At 59.4% G+C, this 20756-nt stretch carries 21 protein-coding genes; 9 read left to right on the top strand and 12 right to left on the bottom strand.

The window, feature by feature from the left end:
- Positions 1-3: 3 nt before the first annotated feature.
- Positions 4-867, bottom strand: a complete 864-nt coding sequence (locus tag BMZ36_RS01705; protein ID WP_091190327.1) for a TIGR02285 family protein — start codon at positions 865-867, stop codon at positions 4-6.
- Between the two features lie 246 nt (positions 868-1113).
- On the opposite strand from BMZ36_RS01705, the gene bcaP reads away from it, so the two are divergent.
- The gene (bcaP, locus tag BMZ36_RS01700; protein WP_091190323.1) at positions 1114-2511 is read left to right on the top strand and encodes a branched-chain amino acid transporter BcaP; all 1398 of its coding nucleotides are present in this window, start codon (positions 1114-1116) and stop codon (positions 2509-2511) included.
- Positions 2512-2601: 90 nt separating this feature from the next.
- Here the strand turns inward: bcaP and BMZ36_RS01695 are convergent, their stop codons facing one another.
- Positions 2602-2790 (bottom strand): hypothetical protein, encoded by a 189-nt coding sequence (locus BMZ36_RS01695; RefSeq protein WP_091190318.1) that lies wholly within the window; start codon positions 2788-2790, stop codon positions 2602-2604.
- 172 nt (positions 2791-2962) lie between these two features.
- Between BMZ36_RS01695 and BMZ36_RS01690 the strand changes: the two genes are divergently transcribed.
- Entirely contained in the window at positions 2963-3493 is a 531-nt protein-coding gene (locus BMZ36_RS01690) for an REP-associated tyrosine transposase (protein ID WP_091190315.1), read from the top strand.
- Between the two features lie 161 nt (positions 3494-3654).
- Here BMZ36_RS01690 and BMZ36_RS14470 read toward each other — a convergent pair whose 3' ends face one another.
- The 6 genes from BMZ36_RS14470 to BMZ36_RS01660 all read right to left on the bottom strand — a co-directional run bounded on the left by BMZ36_RS14470 (position 3655) and on the right by BMZ36_RS01660 (position 10095).
- Complete coding sequence (locus tag BMZ36_RS14470; RefSeq protein WP_177187733.1) at positions 3655-3795, bottom strand: hypothetical protein; 141 nt, start codon at positions 3793-3795, stop codon at positions 3655-3657.
- A gap of 138 nt (positions 3796-3933) precedes the next feature.
- On the bottom strand, positions 3934-4644 hold the full coding sequence (locus BMZ36_RS01680) for a hypothetical protein (RefSeq protein WP_143085946.1): 711 nt from the start codon (positions 4642-4644) through the stop codon (positions 3934-3936).
- 178 nt (positions 4645-4822) lie between these two features.
- Positions 4823-5422 (bottom strand): Fic/DOC family protein, encoded by a 600-nt coding sequence (locus BMZ36_RS01675; RefSeq protein ID WP_091190305.1) that lies wholly within the window; start codon positions 5420-5422, stop codon positions 4823-4825.
- A gap of 1 nt (position 5423) precedes the next feature.
- Positions 5424-5606: a YhfG family protein gene (locus BMZ36_RS01670; protein ID WP_091190301.1), complete on the bottom strand. Its 183-nt coding sequence runs from the start codon at positions 5604-5606 to the stop codon at positions 5424-5426.
- Between the two features lie 27 nt (positions 5607-5633).
- The gene (gene metH, locus BMZ36_RS01665) at positions 5634-9335 is read right to left on the bottom strand and encodes a methionine synthase (protein WP_091190295.1); all 3702 of its coding nucleotides are present in this window, start codon (positions 9333-9335) and stop codon (positions 5634-5636) included.
- Positions 9336-9675: 340 nt separating this feature from the next.
- Complete coding sequence (locus tag BMZ36_RS01660; RefSeq protein ID WP_091190292.1) at positions 9676-10095, bottom strand: CoA-binding protein; 420 nt, start codon at positions 10093-10095, stop codon at positions 9676-9678.
- Positions 10096-10160: 65 nt separating this feature from the next.
- Here BMZ36_RS01660 and BMZ36_RS01655 point away from each other — a divergent pair, with 65 nt between their 5' ends.
- Genes BMZ36_RS01655 through BMZ36_RS01645 form a run of 3 tightly spaced genes read left to right on the top strand, consistent with a single transcriptional unit; the run spans position 10161 to position 12170 of the window.
- Positions 10161-10754 carry a Maf family protein gene (locus BMZ36_RS01655; RefSeq protein ID WP_091190797.1) on the top strand — a complete coding sequence of 198 codons (594 nt, stop codon included), beginning with the start codon at positions 10161-10163 and terminating at the stop codon, positions 10752-10754.
- A 36-nt stretch (positions 10755-10790) separates the two neighbouring features.
- Positions 10791-11216 carry a hypothetical protein gene (locus tag BMZ36_RS01650; protein WP_091190288.1) on the top strand — a complete coding sequence of 142 codons (426 nt, stop codon included), beginning with the start codon at positions 10791-10793 and terminating at the stop codon, positions 11214-11216.
- 54 nt (positions 11217-11270) lie between these two features.
- On the top strand, positions 11271-12170 hold the full coding sequence (locus tag BMZ36_RS01645; RefSeq protein WP_091190284.1) for an alpha/beta fold hydrolase: 900 nt from the start codon (positions 11271-11273) through the stop codon (positions 12168-12170).
- A gap of 184 nt (positions 12171-12354) precedes the next feature.
- On the opposite strand, the gene BMZ36_RS01640 is transcribed toward BMZ36_RS01645, so the two are convergent.
- Positions 12355-13530 carry an Lcl C-terminal domain-containing protein gene (locus tag BMZ36_RS01640; RefSeq protein ID WP_091190280.1) on the bottom strand — a complete coding sequence of 392 codons (1176 nt, stop codon included), beginning with the start codon at positions 13528-13530 and terminating at the stop codon, positions 12355-12357.
- Between the two features lie 235 nt (positions 13531-13765).
- The gene (gene prmC, locus BMZ36_RS01635; protein ID WP_218142603.1) at positions 13766-14581 is read right to left on the bottom strand and encodes a peptide chain release factor N(5)-glutamine methyltransferase; all 816 of its coding nucleotides are present in this window, start codon (positions 14579-14581) and stop codon (positions 13766-13768) included.
- Between the two features lie 73 nt (positions 14582-14654).
- On the opposite strand from prmC, the gene corA reads away from it, so the two are divergent.
- On the top strand, positions 14655-16118 hold the full coding sequence (gene corA, locus BMZ36_RS01630) for a magnesium/cobalt transporter CorA (RefSeq protein WP_373277395.1): 1464 nt from the start codon (positions 14655-14657) through the stop codon (positions 16116-16118).
- Positions 16119-16135: 17 nt separating this feature from the next.
- On the opposite strand, the gene BMZ36_RS01625 is transcribed toward corA, so the two are convergent.
- Both BMZ36_RS01625 and BMZ36_RS01620 read right to left on the bottom strand, forming a co-directional pair.
- Positions 16136-16891 (bottom strand): substrate-binding periplasmic protein, encoded by a 756-nt coding sequence (locus tag BMZ36_RS01625; protein ID WP_143085945.1) that lies wholly within the window; start codon positions 16889-16891, stop codon positions 16136-16138.
- Complete coding sequence (locus tag BMZ36_RS01620; protein WP_091190270.1) at positions 16892-18208, bottom strand: deoxyguanosinetriphosphate triphosphohydrolase; 1317 nt, start codon at positions 18206-18208, stop codon at positions 16892-16894.
- Between the two features lie 140 nt (positions 18209-18348).
- Here BMZ36_RS01620 and BMZ36_RS01615 point away from each other — a divergent pair, with 140 nt between their 5' ends.
- From BMZ36_RS01615 to BMZ36_RS01605, 3 genes are read left to right on the top strand one after another with little or no spacing between them, the layout of a single operon-like run.
- Positions 18349-19326, top strand: coding sequence for a PhoH family protein (locus tag BMZ36_RS01615; RefSeq protein ID WP_091190266.1), 978 nt, complete (start codon positions 18349-18351; stop codon positions 19324-19326).
- Positions 19323-19796, top strand: a complete 474-nt coding sequence (gene ybeY, locus BMZ36_RS01610; protein WP_091190262.1) for an rRNA maturation RNase YbeY — start codon at positions 19323-19325, stop codon at positions 19794-19796. The genes BMZ36_RS01615 and ybeY overlap by 4 nt, the downstream gene beginning before the upstream one ends.
- Positions 19797-19804: 8 nt before the next feature.
- Positions 19805-20662 carry a CorC family transporter gene (locus BMZ36_RS01605; protein WP_091190257.1) on the top strand — a complete coding sequence of 286 codons (858 nt, stop codon included), beginning with the start codon at positions 19805-19807 and terminating at the stop codon, positions 20660-20662.
- Positions 20663-20756 lie beyond the last annotated feature (94 nt).

The raw sequence follows: 20756 nt of genomic DNA, 5'->3' as shown, positions 1-20756 counted from the left end.
TAGCTACTTGCCATGCCCGCTCCTGCGCTGTTGCAGGTAGTAGCCGCGCAAATCGGGCGGCAGCCATTCGAGGTAGGCTTTCTCGAAAACCTTTGCAACCTGGCCGCTGCGAACCAGTTTGTTGATGTGCGCAATGGCTGCCTCGCCCTGCGGGCTGCGTGAACAGCCGACATAGGAATAGATGAGCTGGGTAGCGCCTTCGACAGGAATGAACCAGTATTCGGCCACATCCAGATTCAGGCGCCTGGCGGTCCAGTTGAGCTCGATGGGATATCCCAGCGTGGCATCGGCCAAACCGCGCTGATCCAGTTGCATCAGTCCGCTCGCAAAAACATCGCCTTTGTAATAGGGGCGCACCACCCCGGTTTCCTTTCCGGGTTTCAGAGCCGAATCGATCGTCGAGCCGTAGCTGCGATTGGCCGCAATCGCCACCTTGAATTTCTGCGAGCGAATGAATTCCGGCAGACGCAATTCACCGCGCTTGTTCAGGAAAGGCGCAAATTCGGCCTTGCGGCTTGCCCGGGCGACCACCCCGACAGGCAGCAACTCCGCAACCGGCTCCGAAAACAAGACAAACGATTCGCGCTCCGGGGTTTTCAATAAGGCACTGTTGCAGATATTTTCGCGGACACGCATTTCTTCGAACAGCCGCGCGATATTCGAGGTGACGAGCTTGTGCTGGTATTCAGTCAGCTCTCGCATCAGGAAGGCATCGCGCACTTCGGCATAGCCCTGGCCTTTGTGCGGACCGCTCAGGATAACGGCGGGCGGATAGTCGAAACGATACCAGAGCAGTTCCGGCTGCGATTCCGCGGCAAAAACCGCACTCGTGAGCATGCCAAGCAAAAGCCAGAGAGCATGTCGCATCGTCCTTGCTCCGGATGAGGGGAATTTTTTAAGTATAGCAAGGGCGTAACAACCCGGCTTTCCCTACTGAAACAATCACCTTCCCCGCCGATATCGCAGGCTTGAAACACGGATGCCCCCCCTGCATCCGCCCCGATGTCGGGGTTATCCCAACTTAATCCGAATGGGTGGCAGTGGAATAATGCGCGGCTTCTGCCGTTTCAAAGTCATCGACCTTTGGCGGCAACCACCCTACAGAGGACCACCGTGAGCATTTTTCGAACCAAAGATATCGACGCCATGATCGGCGCGCATGCCGCCGGCGAGGGGCTCAAGAAAGTGCTGGGCGCCATGGATCTGGTGCTGCTTGGCATCGGCGCCATCATCGGCACCGGGATTTTTGTCCTGACCGGAACCGGCGCATTGACCGCCGGCCCCTCGCTGGTCCTGTCTTTCCTGCTGGCGGGCCTGGCCTGCGGTTTTGCCGCGCTGTGCTATGCCGAGTTCGCCTCGACCATTCCCGTGTCCGGCTCGATCTACACCTACGCCTACAGCACGCTGGGCGAACTCGTGGCCTGGATCATCGGCTGGGACTTGATTCTGGAATACGGGCTGGCCACTTCGGCGGTATCGGTCGGCTGGTCCGGCTATTGCCAATCGCTGCTGGCCGGTTTTGGCATCAAATTGCCCCAGATACTGACTGCCGCGCCCGGCGCAATCCCCGGCGTAACGACCATCGCCAACCTGCCCGCCGCCCTGATCATGCTGGCGATCACCTTCATCCTCTCGCGCGGCATGCGTGAATCCGCCAAGCTCAACAACGTGATGGTGGCCATCAAACTCTCGGTCGTGATCCTGTTCATCGCCGTCGGGGTCTGGCATGTCAAACCGGAAAACTGGCAACCGTTCATGCCGTTTGGCACTTCCGGCATGATGAATGCCGCCGCCATCGTATTCTTTGCCTTTATCGGCTTCGACGCCGTCACCTCTGCCGCCGAAGAGGTCAAGAACCCCAAGCGCGACCTGCCAATCGGCATCATCGGCTCGCTCGCGGCCTGCACGGTGCTCTACGTCATCGTCTCGCTCATCATGACCGGCATCGTCCCGTTCCAGAAATTTGCCGGTGTGGATCATCCGGTTTCGCTGGCGCTGCAATATGCAGGCCAGAACTGGGTCGCCGGCTTCATCGACCTGGGCGCCATCATCGGCATGACAACCGTGATTCTGGTCATGGCCTACGGCCAGAGCCGCATTCTGTTCGCCATGTCACGCGACGGGCTGCTGCCCAAGAAGCTGTCGAGCATCCACCCGCGCTATGACACTCCGTACTTCACGACCTGGACCGTGGGCGTGGTGTTCTCCACCATCGCCGCCCTGGTGCCGCTCAACGTGCTGGCCGAACTCATCAACATCGGCACGCTGGCCGCCTTCACGCTGATCTCGATTGCCGTGCTGATCCTGCGCAAAACCCGCCCCGACCTGCCGCGCGGCTTCCGCTGCCCCGGCGCGCCGGTGGTTCCGGTGCTGTCCGCAGGGATGTGCCTGTTCCTGATGCTATTCCTGCAGGCATTCACTTGGCTCGCCTTCCTGATCTGGATGGCGGCAGGGCTGCTGGTGTATTTCGGTTACGCCCGACGCAATTCGAACCTGCATCCTGGAAACTGAGTTGTATTTCCTCAACAAAAAAGCCCCGTTGCCATACGGGGCTTTTTTACTGGGCATCGTTGGCAACCGCCTGCTCAGGCGCGGCCCGACTCACTCTTCCGGCAATTTCAGGGTCGAAGCCATGATCCCGCGGATATACGTCGCGGCGGCATGAGACCACGAAATGTACTGGCGGATCGCCAGGCTGTCGGCCACCTCGTCCGGAATGATCTCATCGCCCAATTCATCGTTGAGCACCTTGCGCAGCCAGTAGAGTTCTTCTTCGGTAAATTTGTCCATCGCTTTGCCTTGTTCTGCCTGTTTTAGATGAGAGAAAGCATAGCAGCAGGGTGCACTCGAAGCGAAGTAGTAGGGCGCACTCGAAGCGAAGCGCAGTGCGCCGGAAATAGGGTTCGATGACACAACCAACCAACGCATTGCATCACGCAAAAGCGCCAACTATCCTGCAGCCATGCCCGATTACCGTCGCGCCTGGCATCCGGGCGGAACCTACTTCTTTACGGTCAACCTGTTGCAAAGACAGGGCAACGATCTGCTGACCCGGCATATCGACGTATTGCGCCAAGTCGTGGCGTTCGTCCGCCGGCATCATCCGTTTGCCATTCATGCTTGGGTGGTATTGCCGGAGCATCTGCATTGCGTGATTGAACTGCCACCGGGCGACACAGATTTTGCTTTACGCTGGCGGCTGATCAAGCTGCTGTTTTCCAGGCAAATCCCCAAGACCGAGTGGCGCAGCGGCATCCGTCAAAACCGCCGGGAGCGGGGTATCTGGCAACGCCGTTACTGGGAACACCTGATTCGGGATGACGCCGATTTTGCCGCACACATGGATTATGTCCACATCAATCCCGTCAAACACGGTCTGGTGCATGCCGTGGCAGATTGGCCCTATTCGACCTTTCACGGCCTGGTGGCGCAAGGCGTTTACCCGATGAATTGGGCGGGAGGGGCGGAAGAAAGGCTAACGCTGGACGATTGATCGGAACAGGCGCATCTGCCGCAGGTAATACAAAGAGGCAAACGCCGTTCAGCGGTAGGGCGCACTCGAAGCGCAGTGCAGTGCGCCGTGCAGGATAGTTGGCACCTTTGCATGACGCAATGCATCGGTCGGTTGCAGCGTCAAACAAAACATGCGGCGCACTACGCTACGCTTTGAGTGCGCCCTACAGGATGTGCGTCGTACGTGGTGTCGGCGACATCATCCGGAATGATCTCATCGCCCAATTCGTCGTTGAGCACCTTGCGCAGCCAGTAGAGTTCTTCTTCGGTAAATTTGTCCATCGCTTTGCCTTGTTCCGCCTGTTCAGATCGAGGGAGCATAGCATGCGTGAAGCCAACTATAGGGCACACGCGAAGCCAATAGTAGGGCGCACTCGAAGCGAAGCGCAGTGCGCCGTGCGGGATGTGCGCCGTACGCGGTCACCGGGTGCGTAACCAATCCTTCAACAGTGGGATTGCTCCAATAAGCAGGTAGCATCTGCGTTCGTCATTGGTCATCGAAGCCAAGGTATTCGACGATTCGAGAGATATCTGGTGCAAAATCCCGGTGATGTCTGACCAGATCAGGCCTTGATGAAAAGAAAGTCCGTTCGCCATTGAGGTCGCGAGATTTAAGATTGGCAGTCTGGCATCAGCCGCTTCTGCAAGTTGTTCAAAAGGGTTTAGACCGTTCCCGGGATAGCCACTTCCGTCTTGTTCAAGCAACTTATTTTCCAGATCAACAACAAACTCAAGGGTTAACCCAGTTTTGTGGCGCTGTGCGCTATGGACTGATATCGACAAAGGCAATGTTGGTCCGCCAAGCGACCTGTCATGAAAGGCATCAAGTACTACGAACAGAAGGGTATCAAGGTAATGAAGAGTTTCGCTTCTGCGCTTCATTGTTGGCAGTAGCTCGACAAAAATGTAAAAAACGTAAGCTGCAACAATACTGGCCGACACAGATGAGATGATCGATTTTAAGGCGTTATCTGTCAAAAATGCGATCAACCAATCTGGAAGTGTTTTCAGAACGGGCCAACGGATTTCGGCAATAACCAGAAGGGTGAAGGCTATGGTGGCCACGCCAAACAGGGTTTTTTCCTGCGTACTGGCACGAATGTGCAGCCAAAGTTGAGTCAGTATCTTCATGATGAAGGTATTCTCCAGTACGTTTTTTTTGCCGTACCGCGTACGACGCAATGTAGGGCGTCAATGAGCAACGCGAATTGCGCCGGATGTGTAGTGCCCGCTGTACGAAAACCTCTGGATTTCGGCATCCGACAGAATGACGCCAAAAAACAAAACGGCCGCATCACGCGGCCTTCATTTATTCGGTCAGCGGTTCACCGATACACCGCTCAAACAGCGCCGTCATCGGCCCGTAATCGCAATAGACGCCGGCAATATTCGCGGTTAACCATTCGTCTTGGGTAATCGAATCCCAGCCAATGGCGTAACCACAGTTCACGATCATGTGTTCAAACAAAACCCGCTGCGCCCGGCCATTTCCTTCCCGGAAGGGGTGAATCATGTTGAGATCGGCGTAGGCTTTTGCAGTTTCAGCAACCAGATCAGGGCGGGGCAGGCCCACCCAGTAATTCTGCCGGGACAGGCCGGAGAAAATCTTTTCCGCTTCCGGAACGATGCGGGGGACCGTGCAAAAACGGGTCTGCTGCTTGGAAATGTCAATGGTGCGAATCTTGCCGGCCCAAGCGTACAGTTCGCCGAACAATTTTCGGTGCAGCGCCTGCAGATAGACCAAGTCGTACGGCGGCTCGCGGAATTCGATGCTTTGCGCTTCAAGCGCCGATATTTCCCGCTCGGCCTGTTCCAGCAAATCCGGATCGGTTATGCCCAGCCGGTTGCGCAACGTATCCGAGCCCGGATAACAGTATGAGTCTTGTCCCGCACCGTACTTGTCGCGCACTTCATTCCCCGCGTCGATATTTGCTCAGCAGTTCCTTTTTCTTCGCCTCGACTTCGGCTGGCGTGGAAACAACCGGCACCGAACCTGCAAGCCCTTCCAGACGCAAGCTGGCTTGATAATTAACCAGCCGGTTTTGGGCTACAAACGCGCGTTTGCTTTTGAAAGAAACCACGGCGGCCTCCATGAATCCTGTTGGTTCAGTTTATCGCAATCACGCGTTATACCCCAACGCCGGTGCCAGATCGCGCTCGGCCTGCTCAATGCTCACCCCGCGCCGCTTGGCGTAGTCCTCGACCTGATCGCGGCCCACTTTGCCCACGGCGAAATACTGCGCTTGCGGGTGGCTGAAGTAGAAGCCACTGACCGCTGCAGTCGGCAGCATGGCGTAGCTTTCGGTGATTGCCATGCCGATGCTCGGGGCGTCAAGCAGCTTGAAGAGGTCTCCCTTGGCCACATGGTCCGGGCAGGCCGGGTAGCCGGGGGCGGGGCGGATGCCGGTGTATTTTTCGGCGTGCAGGTCTTCGAGCGTCAGGCCCGTGTCGTCGGCGTGGCCCCACAGCTCGCGGCGCACCTTGGCGTGCATGAGTTCGGTGAAGGCTTCGGCCAGCCGGTCGGCGAGCGCTTTGACCATGATCGCGTGGTAGTCGTCGTGCTCGGCCTCGAAGCGGGCGACGTGCTTGTCGATACCCAGCCCCGCCGTGACGGCAAACGCGCCGAGGTAGTCGGTCTTGCCGCTTTCCTTGGGGGCGACAAAGTCGGCCAGGCACCAGTTGGGTTTGCCGGCGGCTTTCTGGTTTTGCTGGCGCAGGTTGTGCCAGGTCATGAGCGTTTCGCCCGTGGCCGGGTCGTAAAGCTCGATGTCTTCGTTGTTCACGCTGTTGGCGGGGAATAGGCCGACCACGCCGCTGGCGGTGAGCCATTGCTCGTCGATGATCTGCTTGAGCATCTTCTGCGCATCGGCAAAGAGTTTTTTCGCTTCTTCGCCCACGACCTTGTCTTCCAGAATCTTCGGGTACTTGCCGAACAGCTCCCACGCGTTGAAGAACGGGCTCCAGTCGATGTAGGCGGCGATTTCGGCGAGCGGGTAGTTCTCGAACTTGAACACGCCAAGTTGCTTCGGCTTGGGCGGGACGTAGCTTGTCCAGTCGATATGGAAGGCATTGCCGCGCGCGGTGGCGAGCGGCAGCAGCGGCGTGCGTTCCTTGCCGTAGTGGATGGTGCGCACGTTCTCGTACTCGGCCTTGATCTTGGCAACGTAATCGGTACTCAGTTCGTCCGACAGCAGGTTGGAGCACACGCCCACGGCGCGGCTGGCGTCGGCGACGTAGACCACGGTGCCGCTCGGGTAGTTGGGCTCGATCTTGACCGCGGTATGCACCTTGCTGGTGGTCGCGCCGCCGATCATCAGCGGGATGTTGAAGCCCTGGCGCTCCATTTCCTTGGCGACGTGCGTCATTTCTTCAAGCGACGGGGTAATCAGGCCAGACAGGCCGATCAGGTCCGCGCCGATTTCCTTCGCTTTGTCGAGGATGGTCTGCGCCGGCACCATCACGCCCAAGTCGGTGACCTGGTAGTTGTTGCAACGCAGGACCACGCCGACGATATTCTTGCCGATGTCATGCACGTCGCCCTTCACGGTCGCCATGATGATCTTGCCCTTGGCGGGCGCATCCGTGAGGCCAAGGCGCTGTTTTTCTTCGTCGATGAAGGGTTCGAGATAGGCCACGGCCTGCTTCATCACGCGCGCGGATTTCACCACCTGCGGCAGGAACATCTTGCCCGCGCCGAACAGGTCGCCGACCACGTTCATGCCGTCCATCAGCGGGCCTTCGATCACCTGGATCGGGCGCTCGAAGGCCTGGCGGGCTTCTTCGGTGTCTTCGGCGATATGCGAGGTGATGCCCTTCACCAGCGCATGTTCGATGCGCTTGGCGACCGGCAGGCTGCGCCAGGCCTGGTCTTCGCCCTTGGCTTGCGCGGCATCGCCCTTGAAGCGTTCGGCAATTTCGATGAGTTTTTCGGTGGCATCGCCGCCGTCTTTCGGCGCGCGGTTGAGCACCACGTCCTCAATGCGCTCGCGCAGCTCCGGATCGACCTCTTCGTAGACTTCCAGCGCGCCGGCGTTGACGATGCCCATCGTCATGCCCTGCTGGATGGCGTGGTAGAGGAAGACGGCGTGGATCGCTTCGCGCACCTTGTTGTTGCCGCGGAACGAGAACGACACGTTCGACACGCCGCCGGAAATCTTGGCATGCGGCAGGTTCTGCTTGATCCAGCCGGTGGCGCGGATGAAGTCGAGGCCGTAGAGCGCGTGCTCGTCGATGCCGGTCGCGACCGCGAACACGTTCGGGTCGAAGATGATGTCCTCGGGCGGGAAGCCGACCTGATCCACCAGAATGCGGTAGCTCTTCTCGCAGATTTCAATCTTGCGGGCGTAGGTATCGGCTTGGCCGGCTTCATCGAAAGCCATCACGATCACAGCCGCGCCGTAACGGCGCAGGAGTTTGGCCTGGGCGATGAAGTTGTCGACGCCTTCCTTCATCGAGATCGAGTTGACGACGCACTTGCCCTGCACGCACTTGAGGCCTGCTTCGATGACCGACCACTTCGACGAGTCGATCATGATCGGCACCTTGCAGATATCCGGCTCGGCGGCGATCAGGTTGAGGAAGGTCTTCATCGCGGCGTGGGCGTCGAGCATGCCCTCGTCCATGTTGATGTCGATGATCTGCGCGCCGTTTTCGACCTGCTGGCGGGCGACGTCGAGCGCGGTGGCGTAATCGCCGGCCAGGATCAGCTTGGCAAAGGCGCGCGAGCCGGTGACGTTGGTGCGCTCGCCGACGTTCACGAACAGATCGCGGTCGCCGATATTGAACGGCTCCAGCCCGGAAAGGCGGCATTTCTTTTCGATTTGCGGCAGCGGGCGCGGCGCGATGGGGGCGACGGCCTGTGCAATCGCGGCGATGTGCTCGGGCGTGGTGCCGCAGCAGCCGCCGACGATGTTGATCAGGCCCGAAGTCGCCCATTCCTTGACCTGCACAGCCATCTCGGCCGGGGTGAGGTCGTATTCGCCGAAGGCGTTGGGCAGGCCGGCGTTGGCGTGAACCGAAACGTATGACGCGGATACGCGCGCCATTTCCTCGACGTACGGGCGCAGCAGGTCCGGGCCGAGTGCGCAGTTGAGGCCGTAGCTGATGGCGTTGGCGTGAGCGAGGCTGTTGTAGAAGGCTTCGGTGGTCTGGCCGGTCAGCGTGCGACCGGATTGGTCGGTGATCGTGCCGGAGATCATCACCGGCAGTTCAATTTTCTTGTCGTCGAAGTATTTCTGGATCGCGAACACTGCCGCCTTGGCGTTCAACGTATCGAAGATGGTTTCGACGAGCAGGATGTCCGCGCCGCCGGTCACAAGGCCGTCAATCGCTTCGGTATAGCTCTCGACCAGTTGGTCGAAATGCACGGCGCGGTAGCCGGGGTCGTTCACGTCCGGGCTGATCGAGCAGGTGCGGTTCAGCGGGCCGAGTACGCCGGCACAGAAGCGCGGCTTCTCCGGCGTTTTGGCGGTCTGCGCCACGCACAGGTCTTTGACCAGCTTGGCGGCGGCGTGGTTGATTTCCCAGACCAGCGACTGCATGCCGTAGTCTTCCATCGAAATGCTGGTCGCGTTGAAGCTGCAGGTTTCGATGAGGTCCGCGCCCGCGTCGAGGTAAGCCTGATGGATGCCGGCGATGATCTGCGGCTGGGTCAGCACCAGCAAGTCGTTGTTGCCCTTGAGGTCGGAGGGCCAGTCAGCAAACCGGTCCCCACGGTAGTCCGCCTCCGAAAGCTTGTGGCGCTGGATCATCGTTCCCATGCCGCCATCCAGAATCAGGATGCGTTGGGCGAGCAGGGCTTTAAGTTCGGCGGTGCGGTTCATGGGAGCAATCGGGGTTTGTTCGGGAAAACCGCAATTCTAGCATGTTGCCCAAGTATGCCCGTGCGCGGACCGACGGGAATTATAGAGTCGGCCATAAACATATACATCCGTTCGTGGCGAGCGGCAGTTCCCCCCTTTGACAAAGGGGGGCTGGGGGGATTTCGCGGCATGGCCATAACCAGCACTGCTGAAACCCCCTTCAATCCCCCTTTTGCAAAGGGGGAAGCAAGGTGCTCCCGCGCCTCGTTTGTTGCCAACGCCTTTCGGCCTGTGGGCGAATATTCTACTCAGGGCGAATGGGCTGGCATGACGGCCAAAATTCAAACATCACTGTGCCGAATCAATATTTCATCAACCGCCGCCACTCCACCTTCAGACACTTGTCCATCACCACAACCATCCCAGCCGCCCGCGCCCGCTCCGCCGCTGCTTCGTTGACGATGCCAAGCTGAATCCAGATCGCCGGCAGTTTCAGCGCAATCGCTTCATCCACCACCGCATCCACGTCTTCGGCCTTGCGGAATACGTCGACGAGATCAATGGCGTCCGGCACGCTCGAAAGATCGGGCCAGGCTTTCTCGTTCAACACCTCCGTCACACCCGGCCGCACCGGAATGATGCGGTAGCCGGCCTGCTGCATGACCCTGGATACCCCGAAGCTGGGGCGGTCCGGGTGCGGAGAAAGGCCGACCACGGCAATGTTTTTCACCCGCAACAACAAGTCGCGGATTTCGGTATCGGATGGATTCTGGAATGACATGGCAGGCGCTCCGTTCAGATGGAATACAATCGCAGCATATGGCACAACCACCCAAAACCAAACCCATGATTGATTTGTACCTAGCCTCCGGCAGCCCGCGCCGACGCGAACTGCTCGCCCAGATTGGCGTCACCTTTGAAAAAATCAGCGCCCCGGTCGATGAGACACCGTTCGCCGACGAACTGGCGCACGACTACGTTTTGCGCCTCGCCCGCGCCAAGGCCGAAGCCGGCTGGCAAGCCATGCAGGAACAAGGGTTGCCAGCGCGCCCGGTGATCGGCGCCGACACCACCGTCGCGCTCGACGACCACCTGCTGGGCAAGCCCGACGACGACGCCCACGCCGCCGCGATGCTGCGGCTGCTCTCCGGCACCACCCACGAAGTCCTCACCGCCGTGGCGCTGCGCCATGAGAACGGCATCGAAACCGCGCTCTCGATCAGCAAGGTGCGCTTTGCCCCGCTGACCGAAGCCCAGATCGCCGCCTATGTGGCGAGCGGTGAACCGCACGACAAGGCCGGCAGTTACGGCATTCAGGGCTTGGGCGGGCTGTTTGTCGAACATCTGGACGGAAGCTTCACCGGCGTCATGGGCCTGCCGCTGCATGAGACCGCCGTGCTGCTGGCCCGGCAGGGGCTGGGGTTTCTGGCCCAAGGCTAATCCAATTGAGTCCCCGCCTCCCGCAAGGAACCCATCATGGCATTTGCACTCAAAGAAAAACATCTGTCGCCAACAGCGGACTGGGAGCATATACGCGCCTTAAGCGAACAGGTCGATGAAAAGTACCCCCCTTCCTCATGGGTCATTGATCGCGAACACGACCTGATCCTGCTGTGTTTCTCGGTGGGGCGCCAAAGCATTCACAGCGATGAAGAAACCACCGGGCGATATGTCTTTTTCATTAAAGGCCGACCGCTGCGTCTGGAAGCCTATCTTCGCGGCTGGATGGAAGAAAGACACTATCAAATCCTGCCATTTCAACTTCCCTCAGATCTGGATATGGAGCCGGAGCAACTGCTTTACCGGATACGGGATGCCTTTGTTATAGAGGGAACAAGATATTCCAACGAATACAAAGCCATTAAACGCGTAGATGTTGAATTCGACGGCCTTCTGCCATAACCGCGCGAAATTTTTCACGATTGACCTATTCCCCCTGCCTTTCAGGTTAAAGCGATGTTCTCCACTCCCACCTTCGACATCCGGCAAAAATCCCGCACCGAAACCATCCCTATCCGCGGGCTGCGTTACAACATCCGCCACTGGGGGCCGGCCAATGCACCAGTGGTGTTTTTCCTGCACGGCTGGATGGATGCCTCGCCAACCTTCCAGTTTCTGGTCGATGCACTGCAGCAGGACTGGCACGTCATCGCCCCGGACTGGCGCGGCTACGGCGAAAGCGAATGGCTCTCCCGCCCCTACTGGTTTCCGGATTACTACGCCGACCTGGAAACGCTGCTCAACCACTTTTCGCCGCACAAGGCCGCGCGCATCGTGGCGCACAGCATGGGCGCCAATATCGCCAGCAACTACGCCGGGGTGCGGCCGGAACGTGTTTCGCAACTCGTGATGCTGGATTTCCTCGGGCTCAAGCCCCCAACGGAAGACGATTCGCCCACCCTGATCGGGCGCTGGATCGACCACATCCACAAAGGCCCGCGGCCGATCACCTACCGCGACCACGAAGCCTTCGCCCATCGACTGATGGAGATCAACCCGCGCCTGACGGAAGCGCGCGCACATTTCCTCTCCCACGCCATGGCGCGCTACCGCGAGGAAGACGGGCGCATCGAGATGACCTGCGACCCCTGGCACCGGATTGCTGCACCGGCCCTGTATCACGTCGAGGATTCGATGGCGAGCTGGCAGCGCATCACCGCGCCGGTGCTCAAGCCCATTGCCCAGTACGGGCTGGTCAAGCAACGCTTCGGCCACGACCCGGACGAATACCGGCGCCGCCTGGGCAGCTTCCGCAACGCGCAGGTCGTGGACATCCCGGATTCCGGGCATAACGTGCAGCATGACCAGCCGGAGTTGGTTGCTGCGGCAATTGAGGAATTTTTGACAAGGGATTGATTGCCCATGCGTAGCGTGTGAAAACGCCGCAAGGCGTTTGCGCACGGGGATGGCGTTTCAAATAACCCGAAAGGTCAGCCCGCGTGCACACAAAGTGCACACCCTACTTGGCTAATGGGTGCCCCCGATTATTGTTCAAGGCTTGCTCCAGTCAAGGCCACGATTCCGCAGCATGGAAGCAAAATTAGTAATCTGTAATTTTACCGCAAGCAGAAAGAGCAGACTTATCTAGAGTGGATTTCGTTCCTCCTCCGGAGCTCATGTAATAGTTACTACTGTAAAAATAAGTCACAACATCTCGGATTCCATTATTGCAAGTAACAGGCCAATTCCTACAACGCCCTCCGAGACAAGAAGTATCGGTAGGGGAGCCAAGCGTGTATCCATAATCAGGTTCAGTCTGTCTCGTCTCGCGCACCTGCCGCGCACTCTGCTCACGCTCCCGCTTCTGCGCTGCCGGTATTTTCAGGCGCGCCTTTGGCACCAGTTTTTCAGGATCATTGTTTTTATAGCGGTCTACAAATGCCGACAAATCACTGCTGCTTGAAGCATTCTTGAAAGCAGCCCGATATGCCTCACGTTCTTCTTGAGTACGCTTGGCTGCCTCTTGCTTTTGCGCTGTGGGTATTTTTTGACGAGCCTTGGGCACTAATTTTTCAGGGTCATTGGTTTTGTAGCGTTCTACAAATGCCGACAAATCACCGCTGCTTGAAGCATTCTTGAAAGCAACCCGATATGCCTCACGCTCTTCTTGAGCACGCTTGGCTGCCTCTTGCTTCTTTTCAGCCAACGCATTGCCTCTCCTGCCGGATTTTCCCAAGGAGCCAAGATACTGCTCTGCACGCACCAACCGCACTGCCCCGGTGTAACTGCGTTTGTTGTAGACGACCAAGCCACGCTCGGCAAAGATATGCCAGGCGGCACTGGGATCGCTCGGGACGGGCGAGGAAGACCAAGTGCGACTCTCTTTCACATAGGGAAATACGGCCGGGTTGATTGCGGGGTCATAACAACCCGAAGGTACATGACCCGTCGGCTTTGTGCCCGAGCGCAAAGTAGTGAGTTCATCAATATTCGGCAAGCGCCAGTCTTTGCCATCGACCGGATAGCGATATACAGCATCATTCCAGCTGATGTTGATGGGATCGCCGCTGCAGGTATTGCCATTCCAAGCCATGCCTTCGACGCAGCGCTTCCAGAGAAGCTGGGTTTGGGTGTCGTAGACTTCGCTGCCATTATTGCGCAGTTCATAACGGCTATCCGGCGTCCAGCTTGCGCCATTGCATTCGGCTAAGGCATGGGTGAGTGGCAACAAGGCCAGCAGGGCAGTAACGCCCCAGTGTTTAAGGAAAAGCTTCACGGCAGCTCCGGTTGTTTTTTCAGGACAGCCGCCAGTTTACCCCCCCCTTTTGACCAAGCAACAAGAAACCCTACGCACACCATTATTATTTGCGCCGGGCTGTAGACAAGCAGCCATAATCGGGGGGCAGTTGCCAGGCTACCGGGGATGCACCTAACACCCCTTGCCTTTGCTTGCGGGGGTAGTGCTATGTTGGCTATCTGCAGCCGACGCCCACACCATTCCGCCCGAAAAATCACCCTTTTCTGCCACCACTCACCCGATCCAGCCCCGCCAGATCGGTCCAGGTCTGCACTTCCGCAAACCCGGCAGCTTCGAGCAAGGCACGGCTGCCCGGCCCCTGATCCCAGCCGTGTTCAAACAGCAGCCAGCCGCCGGGCGTCAGGTGCACGGGAGCTTGGGCGACGATGCGGCGCAGGTGAGCGAGGCCGTCGGCTTCGTCGGTCAGCGCGTGGCGCGGCTCGAAGCGCAGGTCGCCTTGCTGAAGATGAGGGTCGTGCTGCTCGATGTAGGGCGGGTTGGAGACGATCAGCTCGAAGCTTTCACCTGCGAGCGCGCCGAACCAGTCCGATTCGATGAAGCGCACCGCTGCGCCCAAGCGCGTTGCGTTGCCCTGCGCCATGACCAGTGACGGAGCGGAAATATCGACCGCCGTGACCTGCAAATCAGGCCGTTCGAGCTTCAAAGTCACGGGAATGCAGCCGGAGCCGCAGCCCAGGTCGAGCACTTTCGCCCCCTGCGGCGCGCGCGCCAGTGCGAGCTCGACCAGCAACTCGGTTTCGGGGCGAGGGATCAGCACGGCAGGCGAGACTGCGAACGGCCGGCCGTAGAATTCACGCTCGCCGGTCAGGTAGGCCACCGGCTCGCCGGCGCGGCGGCGCTCGGCCAGCGAGTGAAAAACCGCGGCGTGCTCCGGCAAAACTTCGTCCCGGTCGTGGGCGATCAACCAGGCGCGGTTGTGCCCCGTGGCATGGCAAAAGAGGGCCAGCGCATCGCTGCGATCCAGCCCGGATTGGCGTAAAAGCGCGGCATAGGTGAGGGATTGCGGCAATGCGGAAACTCCAGCTTGGGGCAAGGCCCGGACATGTTAAACTCTCGCCGCGAAACCCGGAAGCGAGTCGGCCATGACCCCCAGCGAAAACCAGCCTCAGGAAAGCATCGAGCTGCATCTGGAAGAGGTGCGCCGATTGTTGGACCGCCAGCGCATCGTGGAAGACATGGTGCACAAGCAGGATATGCCCAAGCATGAACTGGTGGAATCGCTGGTGCACCGCCAGAATCTCGCCGAGCTCCAGCAGAAGCTGGCGCAGCTTCCGCTCAACGAACTCAGCCTGATCGTGCAGGCGCTGCCCAAGGAAGAGCAGCTCGACGCGCTGGAGCTGCTCGACGACGAGCGAGCGGGAGCGATGCTCTGCCAGATCAGCGCCGCCGCGCGGGAAATCCTGCTCACCGAAATGAATCCCACCCAACTGGCCAGCGCACTGGCCACGGTGGATCAGGACCGGCTGGTCGCGATGGCTTCGCGCATGCCCCAGCATGCAATGGACGCAATCTACACGGCGCTCGACGACACACGCCGTCAGGAATTGCAGGACGCGCTCGCCCACCAGCACACGCCGATCACCTCGCTGAAAGCCTTCGTGCTCAACGCCGGGCGGCTGGTGCAACTGCAATCGCTCACCCCGGAAGACCTGCTGCGCCCGGATATCGTCTGGGTGGACATGGTCGATCCGACAGACGAGGAGCGCGAGCTGGTGCAGCGCGCCTTCCGCATGGAACTGCCGGAAGACGAAGAACTCCTCGATCTGGAAGAATCCGCGCGCTGCTATGCCGACGAACACGGGCTGCACATCAGCTCGTTCTTCCTGCACAAGGAAGGCGAAGACAGCGCCAACGTCACGGTATCCTTCGTGCTCAACGCCGGGCGGCTGCTGAGCATCCGCCAAGAAGAACTGACCGTTTTCCGGCTGTTCCGCCTGCGCGCCCGCGTGCAGCCCGGTTTCGTGTCCAATGCCCAGGACATCCTGCTTTCGATCTACGATGCGGCGGTGGAATACGATGCCGACATGCTGGAAGAGGTCTACACCGAGCTCGAATCGATCAGCAAGAGCGTGCTGAACCGAGAAGAAGACATGACCGACCAGTTGATGGCCGAAGCGGTGAACCGCCTGGCGATCTACGAAGACATCAACGGCAAGGTGCGCCTCGACCTGATGGACACCCGCCGCGCGCTCTCCTTCCTGCTGCGCAGCCGCGTGCTCGGCGCAGAACAGGAAGCCAACCTGCGCGAGATCCTGCGAGACCTGGAATCACTGAACAACCACACCGGCTTCCTGTTCGACAAGATCAACTTCCTGATGGACGCGGTGATGGGTCTGATTAATCTGGCCCAGAACAAGATCATCAAGATCTTCTCGATTGCCAGCGTGGTCCTGTTGCCGCCGACGCTCGTCGCGAGCATGTACGGCATGAACTTCAAGAATCTGCCCGAACTGGAATGGCAATACGGTTACGCTTGGGCGATTTTCCTGATGATCGTCTCCGCCATCACGCCGTATGTCATCTTCAAGCGCAAGGGCTGGTTGTAATTTTCAGCAATTGCTAGTCAGCGAGGGCGGGGGCTACTGCTTTTCTTACGGATTGTTGCGTCCAAACGCTGAATCAGGGACTGCTCCACCTTGCGACTACACATGATGTAGCGATTTTCACCTGGCGGCATATCGGCAAATGGCACAATCCTGAATCGGCCTGGATGCATGCCCGCTGCAGCAATCAAGCCCTCGGCCTCATGCGGGGCCATCAATATATAATCCACACGCCCCGCGGCCAGTTTTTTCAGCATCTGCTCGCTTTCGCTGGTCGTCACGTCAAATCGGGGCTTAAGCGCTGTAATCTGTGCATCAACCCAGCGCCCATAGGAATAGCCTTTCTTGATTTCCAGTATCAGATCGGCTCGCTTGAATGTTTCCAGCACAGAAGCCCCGGGCTTGATCCGTTCGTCTTCTGCCCGGATCAAGGCATGAAAGGGTTGATCCTGGTAAAGCGGAAGCGTGTAACGGGCATAACTTTCCCGCGCTGGGGTACGAAATACCCCAGCCAGGCAATCGCACCCATTTCCCTCCTCAATCAAACGCAGTTGGCGCAAAAAAGGTGTATTGATCCAAACCAGCCCGATTCCCGCCTCGCGGAACACGGCATTGATACGATCTGCCGTCATTCCGGCCACACCTTGTGGCACCTGCGTCAGATAGGGGGGGCGCGGGGTATAGTGCATGTCGATACTCAGGCAAGTCTCTGCCAACAGAGGCAAGGGAATTGCCCCCAGCAAAAAACTGCAAAAAACCCCGATTGTTTTGCCCACTTATCGCCCCATCCCTCCCACCTGCTGTGCCAAGTAGGTTGCATAGTTGTCTGTCATGCCACCAATGAAGTCTAGTACACGACGATACGTCTGATAAATCGGCCATTCCTTCTTCGGCGCGTTGTATTCCATGAGGTCGAGGATGCGCTGCATGCGGAACGGCATCTGCTGCGAAACCTTCAACTGGTAGGCGGCGTTGCAGAAGGCGTCGAGCAGGATGTCGAGGCAGGTAAACGCGCCGACTTCCACTTCCACCTTGAGGCGGGCGTTGAAGATGCGTTCGCGTGCGAGCTTCTTGGCTTCCGCGATACCTTCGCGGATGAAGGACGGGCAATCGTTGAGCAGGTCGCCCTGATAGCTGCCTTCGAGCAAACGCGCGTGCTGGCGCACGAAGGCATCGGAAACCTCGCGCACGCAGCGGTCGATGGCCTTGCCGCGCAGCAGCGCCATCTTGCGCCGTTGTGACGGTGCAGCGGCCAACTCCAGCTCCAGCAACTCCGAACCGCCGCAAATCTTCAGCAGCAACGGTTCGACCATTTCATACGGCAGCATGCCAATCTCGATGCCGTCCTCCAGATCGAGAATCGCGTAGCAGATGTCGTCCGAGGCTTCCATAAGATAAGAGAGCGGGTGGCGCGCCCACTTGCCCGGCGCGATTTCCGGCAACCCCAGCTCGTGCGCGGTTTCTTCGAGCAGCAGTTTCTCGCTCTGGAAGCAGTTGAACTTGCCCTTGTCGCTGGCGTGCTCCGAAGTCCACGGATACTTGAGCGTGGTGCCAAGCGTGGCGAAAGTCAGGCGCATGCCGCCTTCGAAGCGGTGGTTTTCCAGTTGCGTCACCACCCGGAAGCCTTGCGCGTTGCCTTCGAAAGTCCGCAGGTCGCGCCGCTCGGCCTCGGTCAGGTTTTGCAGCAAATAGGCATGTTCGTCGCGGCGGAACCAGTCGCGGATCGCATATTCGCCGGCATGACCGAACGGCGGGTTGCCGATATCGTGCGCGAGGCACGCCGCCTGGACAATCGCGCCGATGTCGTAGGGTGTGATGTGTGCCGGCAGCGCGCCCGCCAGCCGCTGCGCCACCAGCAGCCCCAGGCTGCGCCCCACGCAACTGACTTCGATCGAGTGCGTCAGCCGGGTGTGGACGTGGTCGTTCTCGGTCATCGGGTGGACCTGCGTCTTGCGCCCCATGCGCCGGAACGGGCTGGAGAACACGATGCGGTCGTGATCCTTGTGAAAATCGCTGCGTCCGGATTCGGGCGAGGTCTGCTCGTAGCGCGGCGCGCCGAGCCGGTTGGCGCTAAGCAGCCGGTTCCAGTCCATTCGATACTCTCATGCAGATGTCAGGGGATTGCACCATTATGCAGGCAAGGGCCGCGGCAAACCAATCGCTGAATCCCCGCCACACCCGATTACCCAGTAAAATTCCGGCATTCCAGAATATTTGCCCCCGAGGCTCCGCATTGAACACGCAAACAATCAGCTTTACCCCCGTCGACAACAAGCGTCTTTCCAACCTGTGCGGAGCGCTCGACGAAAACCTCAAACAGATCGAAAACGCGCTCGACGTTTCCATCGCGCAGCGCAACGAGCAGTTCCGCATTGCCGGCCCCGGCAAGAAAGTCGAACTCGCGGTCACAGCCCTGCAGCACTTCTACAACCAGGCCGAAACCGAACTGGACCTCGACGTCATCCAGCTTGACCTGATCGAGTTGCTCAACCCGAAAAACGGCGACAACACCGTCCAGGACGGAACGGTGCTGCCGCTCAAAACGCGGCGCAGCGACCTGCGCGGACGCACGCCGCGCCAGACCGGCTACATCAAGGCCATCCAGGAACACGACATCACCTTCGGCATCGGCCCGGCCGGCACCGGCAAGACCTACCTGGCCGTCGCGTGTGCGGTCGATGCACTGGAGCGGGATTTCGTCAAACGCTTGATCCTGGTACGCCCGGCGGTGGAAGCCGGAGAAAAGCTCGGCTTCCTGCCCGGCGATCTGGTGCAGAAGGTCGACCCGTACCTGCGCCCGCTCTACGATGCGCTTTACGACCTCATGGGCTTCGACAAGGTCACGCGCTGCTTTGAAAAAGGCATCATCGAAATCGCCCCGCTCGCCTTCATGCGCGGACGCACGCTGAACCACAGCTTCGTGATTCTCGACGAAGCGCAGAACACCTCGCCCGAACAGATGAAGATGTTCCTCACCCGCATCGGCTTCGGCAGCAAGGCGGTCATCACCGGCGACCCGACCCAGATCGACCTGCCGCGCCACCAGAAATCCGGATTGATCGATGCGCAGGACGTGCTCGCCGACATCCGCGGCATCGCCCTGCACCACTTCACCAGCGAAGACGTGGTGCGCCATCCTCTGGTGCAGAAGATCGTCGACGCCTATGAAAACCGCGACAAGCGCAACGCCGCCAACGGAGGCACGCCATGAAACCCAAGCTGACCCTTTCGCTGCAAAACGCCAGCACCGCCACTAGCCTGCCGACTCGCGCCCAGATCAAGAAATGGGCGGAAGCCGCGCTGCAGCCAGGTCTCAAAAACGCCGAGATCACATTCCGCATCGTCGATACCGAGGAAGGGCAAACGCTCAACCGCGACTATCGCGGCAAGGATTACGCGACCAACGTGCTGACCTTCACCTTCGACGAAGACATGCCGGACATCCCCGGTCTGCCGCTCATGGGCGACATCGTGCTCTGCGCGCCGGTCGTGGAGCGCGAAGCCGCCGAGCAGGGCATCACGCTGGAAGCGCACTACTGCCACCTCGTCGTGCATGGCGTATTGCACCTGCAAGGCTTCGATCATCTCGAAGAAGATGAGGCCGAGGAGATGGAAGCGCTGGAAACGCAAATTGTCATATCCTTGGGGTATGATGATCCGTATCGCACTGAACGGGAGTAACACGACCCATGGACGATCCCTCGTCCCTCAAGCCCTCCTGGCTTGAACGCATTGCCCACCTCCTGCAACGGGAGCCGGAAGACCGCGACGATCTCGTCGAGATGCTCCACGCCGCGTTCGAGCGCAACCTGCTGGATGCCGATGCGCTGACCATGATCGAAGGCGTGATGTCGGTCGGCGAAATGCAGGTGCGCGACGTCATGGTGCCGCGCAGCCAGATGGACGTCATCGACATCTCGCAAACACCGGAACAGTTCATCCCCTTCGTCATCGAAACCGCGCACTCGCGCTTTCCCGTCATCGACGGCAACAAGGACAACGTGCTGGGCATCCTGCTCGCCAAGGACTTGCTGCGCTATTACGCGAAAAAGGAAAGCTTCGACGTGCGCGACATGCTGCGCCCGGCGGTCTACATCCCGGAATCGAAGCACCTCAACGTGCTACTCAAGGATTTCCGCAATAACCGCAACCACATGGCGCTGGTCGTCGACGAATACGGCGGCATTGCCGGCATGGTCACGATCGAGGACGTGGTCGAGCAGATCGTCGGCGATATCGAGGACGAATTCGACTACGACGAGGAAGAAGACAACATCATCCCCGGCCGGCGCGGACACTGGCGCGTCAAGGGCATCACCGCCATCGCCGACCTCAACGAAGCGCTCGGCTGCGCCTTTTCCGACGACGAGTTCGACACCATCGCCGGCCTCGTCACCAGCCGCTTCGGCCACCTGCCCAAGCGCGGCGAAGCCGTGAGCTTTGACGGTTACCGCTTCCTGATCCTGCGCGCCGACAGCCGCCGCATCCACTCGCTGCAGGTCGAACGCCTGCACGCGGAAAGCAGCGAAAGCGCCCCGGCCGCATGATCCAATCGCTCACATTGGCCACAAATCCGCTCGCCCTGAGTCGAATATTCGCCTGCAGATCGAAAGGCGCGGGCAAGAAACGGAGGGCAGGCGC

Origin of the sequence: Formivibrio citricus, assembly GCF_900115065.1 — a bacterium.
Taxonomy (GTDB): domain Bacteria; phylum Pseudomonadota; class Gammaproteobacteria; order Burkholderiales; family Chitinibacteraceae; genus Formivibrio; species Formivibrio citricus.
This window is presented reverse-complemented; position numbering and strand designations above follow the sequence as displayed.